Origin of the sequence: Pseudomonas sp. PS01270, assembly GCF_029959775.1 — a bacterium.
Lineage (GTDB): Bacteria > Pseudomonadota > Gammaproteobacteria > Pseudomonadales > Pseudomonadaceae > Aquipseudomonas > Aquipseudomonas atacamensis.
On the sequence record NZ_JASCPT010000239.1, the window covers coordinates 1 to 3,012 of the forward strand.

The window sequence follows — 3,012 nt, forward strand, 5'->3', positions numbered from 1 at the left end:
GGATTCATCCCCGCTGGGGCGCGAAGCGGCCCCAAAATCTCGGGGTCTGCTGCGCAGCCCAGCGGGGATGAATCCCCTCGCCACAGGGGCCTGCTGCTGCAGGTGTTATTCATTTCCAAACCTCAGGAGAGGGCATGCGCGATTACAAGTGGCTGCACGAATACTGTCTGAACCGTTTCGGTTCGGCGGCTGAACTGGAAGCCCATCTGCCCGTTCCCAAGACCCCCGCACAACTGCGCAAGATCCGCGACGACCGCTATCTCTCGACCATGGCCTTGCGGGTTTTTCGCGCCGGGCTCAAGCACAGCCTGGTCGACGCCAAGTGGCCGGCGTTCGAAGAAGTGTTCTTCAAGTTTGATCCGGAAAAAGTTGTGCTGATGAGCGCCGAACACCTTGAGCGCCTGATGCAGGACGCGCGGATCATCCGCCATCTGGGCAAGCTGAAAAGCGTGCCGCGCAATGCGCAGTTCATTCTCGATGTGGAAAAGGACAAGGGCAGCTTCGGCGCGCTGATCGCCGACTGGCCAGTGACCGATATCGTCGGTCTGTGGACCTATCTGAAAAAGCACGGCCACCAACTCGGCGGGCTGTCGGCGCCACGCTTTTTGCGCATGGTCGGCAAGGACACGTTCGTGCCGAGCTACGACGTGGTCGCGGCGCTTAATGCGCAGAAGATCGTCGACAAAGTGCCGACCAGCCAGCGCGATCTGGCGACGGTGCAGAACGCGTTCAACCAGTGGCACGAACAGAGCGGCGGACGGCCGATGAGCCAGATTTCGATGATGCTCGCCTATACCGTCAACCATTGAGTCAATCCGATCGTTCCCATGCTCCGCGTGGGAACGCCGCCCGGGACGCTCCGCGTCCCTGAGACGCAGAGCGTCTCTGGATGCATTCCCACGCAGAGCGTGGGAACGATCGGTGTAGCAACTGATGGCGATCGGTCAGGCGACGCTGTTCTCGCCTTCGCCAGCCAATTTGCGATTCAACTGATAGCGCCAGCGCACATACAGCAGCGCCGAGCAGAACACCGCCAGGCTTGCGGCCATTTCCAGCAGGCCGAACAACTGCCGGTTGGGGTCGTACGCCGCCAGGGCGCCTTTGATGAAGTACAGGTTCACCACAAAACACATCCACGAATGGCCACGGGCGCTGCCCATGATCATCGCCGGGGCGAGCACCAGCCACGGGATCAGCTCGACCAGCAGAATCACCCACGGCCGCGCGCCATGCAGATCGGCGAACAGCAGGTAATAAACAGCGAGCAAGCCGGCGAGGGCGAAAAAGCTCAGCAGGCTGAGCACGCGCATCGCCTTGACCCGTGGCTCAAGCCACTCTATCGAGGGCAGGACTTTCGGCTTCTTCGCCATCAGCCCACCAGTTTCTGCGCGGTTTTTGCCAGGCGCAGACCGAGTGCGCGACACAGCGCTACTTCGTGCTGGTCGAGACCGTTCTTGCCGTCGGCACCGGCGTGATGGCTGGCGCCATACGGCGTGCCGCCACCTTCGGTTTCGAGCAGGGCCGATTCGCTGTAGGGCAGGCCGGTGATCAACATGCCGTGATGCAACAGCGGCAACATCATCGACAGCAGCGTGGTTTCCTGACCGCCGTGCAGGCTGGCGGTGGAGGTGAACACGCCGGCCGGTTTGCCGACCAGCGCGCCGGTCAGCCAGAGGTTGCTGGTGCCGTCGAGGAAGTACTTGAGCGGCGCGGCCATGTTGCCGAAACGCGTCGGACTGCCCAAGGCGAGGCCGGCGCAGTTCTTCAAATCATCGAGGCTGGCGTAGAGCGCACCTTCAGCGGGAATATCCGCCGCTACCGCTTCGCATTCGGTGGAAATCGCTGGCACCGTGCGCAGACGCGCTTCCATTCCGGCCTGCTCGATGCCACGGGCGATCTGCCGGGCCATCTCGTTGGTCGAACCGTTGCGGCTGTAATAGAGAACCAGAATGTACGGCGTGCTCATGGCAACAACTCCAGCACGTTTTCCGGCGGGCGACCGATGACGGCCTTGTCGCCGACTTCCAGAATCGGCCGCTCCATGAGTTTCGGGTGCGCGGCGATGGCGTCGATCAGGTGCTGCTCGCTGAGGCTGGCGTCGGCCAGGTTCAGGGTTTTGTATTCCTCTTCACCGCTGCGCAGCAGCTGCCGCGCGCTGATCCCGAGCTTGCCGAGCAGGGCCTTGATCTGCGTGGCGCTGAGCGGCGTTTCCAGGTAGCGCACGACAGTCGGAGTCAAGCCGCGGGCTTCGAGCAGTTCCAGCGCGCCGCGGGATTTCGAGCAGCGCGGATTGTGATAAAGCGTCAGATCGGTCATGGCGGGTCGCTTCTGGCGTAAAGTGGCGGCTATTCTAACTGTGCGGCGCGCAATCCAGAACCGTCAGAGGCGATGGGTCGCAGGCGCTTTCGAATTTTCACAAGGAACACGACATGACACGACGATTGGCAGCGGCATTGACGATAATCGGGGCGTTGATGCTGGGGGGCTGCGGCAATGATTACGGCATCGACCAGAACGGCCAGAAGGTTGCGTCCGAACGTCTGGACAAACAATGGGTGGTGCTTAACTACTGGGCCGAATGGTGTGGCCCGTGCCGCACGGAAATTCCCGAGCTGAATCATTTGGCTGATGAGCTCAAGAGCAACAACGTCGGTGTGTTCGGGGTCAACTTCGACAACGTGCAGGGCGCGGAATTGAAAGAGGCGAGCGAAAAACTCGGCATCAAGTTCACCGTGCTGGCGCAGGATCCGGCCGAGCTGTTCGACCTGCCGCGCAGTGAGGCGCTGCCGGTGACGTTCATCATCGATGACAAGGGCAAGGTGCGTGAGCAGTTGCTCGGTGAGCAGACGGCGGCGGGGGTAATGGCGAAGCTGGAGGCATTGCGGAACAAGTAACCTGTGGCGAGGGGATTCATCCCCGTTGGGTCGCGAAGCGGCCCCATGCGCAGTTCCGGGCGAACTGCAAACTCAGGGCTGCTACGCAGCCCAACGGGGAGGAATCCCCTCGCCACAG

Annotated in this window: 5 protein-coding genes; 2 read left to right on the plus strand and 3 right to left on the minus strand. The window is 61.9% G+C overall.

Annotated features, from left to right (window positions below; genetic code table 11):
- Nucleotides 1-134 precede the first annotated feature (134 nt).
- A complete protein-coding gene (locus QMX86_RS27765; RefSeq protein WP_016773632.1) occupies nucleotides 135-809 on the plus strand; it encodes a DNA-3-methyladenine glycosylase I in 675 nt (224 codons plus the stop codon).
- A gap of 135 nt (nucleotides 810-944) precedes the next feature.
- On the opposite strand, the gene QMX86_RS27770 is transcribed toward QMX86_RS27765, so the two are convergent.
- Genes QMX86_RS27770 through arsC form a run of 3 tightly spaced genes read right to left on the minus strand, consistent with a single transcriptional unit; the run spans nucleotide 945 to nucleotide 2,316 of the window.
- The gene (locus tag QMX86_RS27770) at nucleotides 945-1,370 is read right to left on the minus strand and encodes a DUF2069 domain-containing protein (RefSeq protein WP_243240919.1); all 426 of its coding nucleotides are present in this window, start codon (nucleotides 1,368-1,370) and stop codon (nucleotides 945-947) included.
- The gene (wrbA, locus tag QMX86_RS27775; RefSeq protein ID WP_122611650.1) at nucleotides 1,370-1,966 is read right to left on the minus strand and encodes an NAD(P)H:quinone oxidoreductase; all 597 of its coding nucleotides are present in this window, start codon (nucleotides 1,964-1,966) and stop codon (nucleotides 1,370-1,372) included. The genes QMX86_RS27770 and wrbA overlap by 1 nt, the downstream gene beginning before the upstream one ends.
- Entirely contained in the window at nucleotides 1,963-2,316 is a 354-nt protein-coding gene (gene arsC / locus QMX86_RS27780) for an arsenate reductase (glutaredoxin) (protein WP_282387778.1), read from the minus strand. Before arsC ends, wrbA begins: the two co-directional genes overlap by 4 nt.
- 113 nt (nucleotides 2,317-2,429) lie before the next feature.
- Here arsC and QMX86_RS27785 point away from each other — a divergent pair, with 113 nt between their 5' ends.
- The gene (locus QMX86_RS27785) at nucleotides 2,430-2,894 is read left to right on the plus strand and encodes a TlpA disulfide reductase family protein (protein ID WP_282387776.1); all 465 of its coding nucleotides are present in this window, start codon (nucleotides 2,430-2,432) and stop codon (nucleotides 2,892-2,894) included.
- The last annotated feature ends 118 nt before the right edge of the window (nucleotides 2,895-3,012 follow it).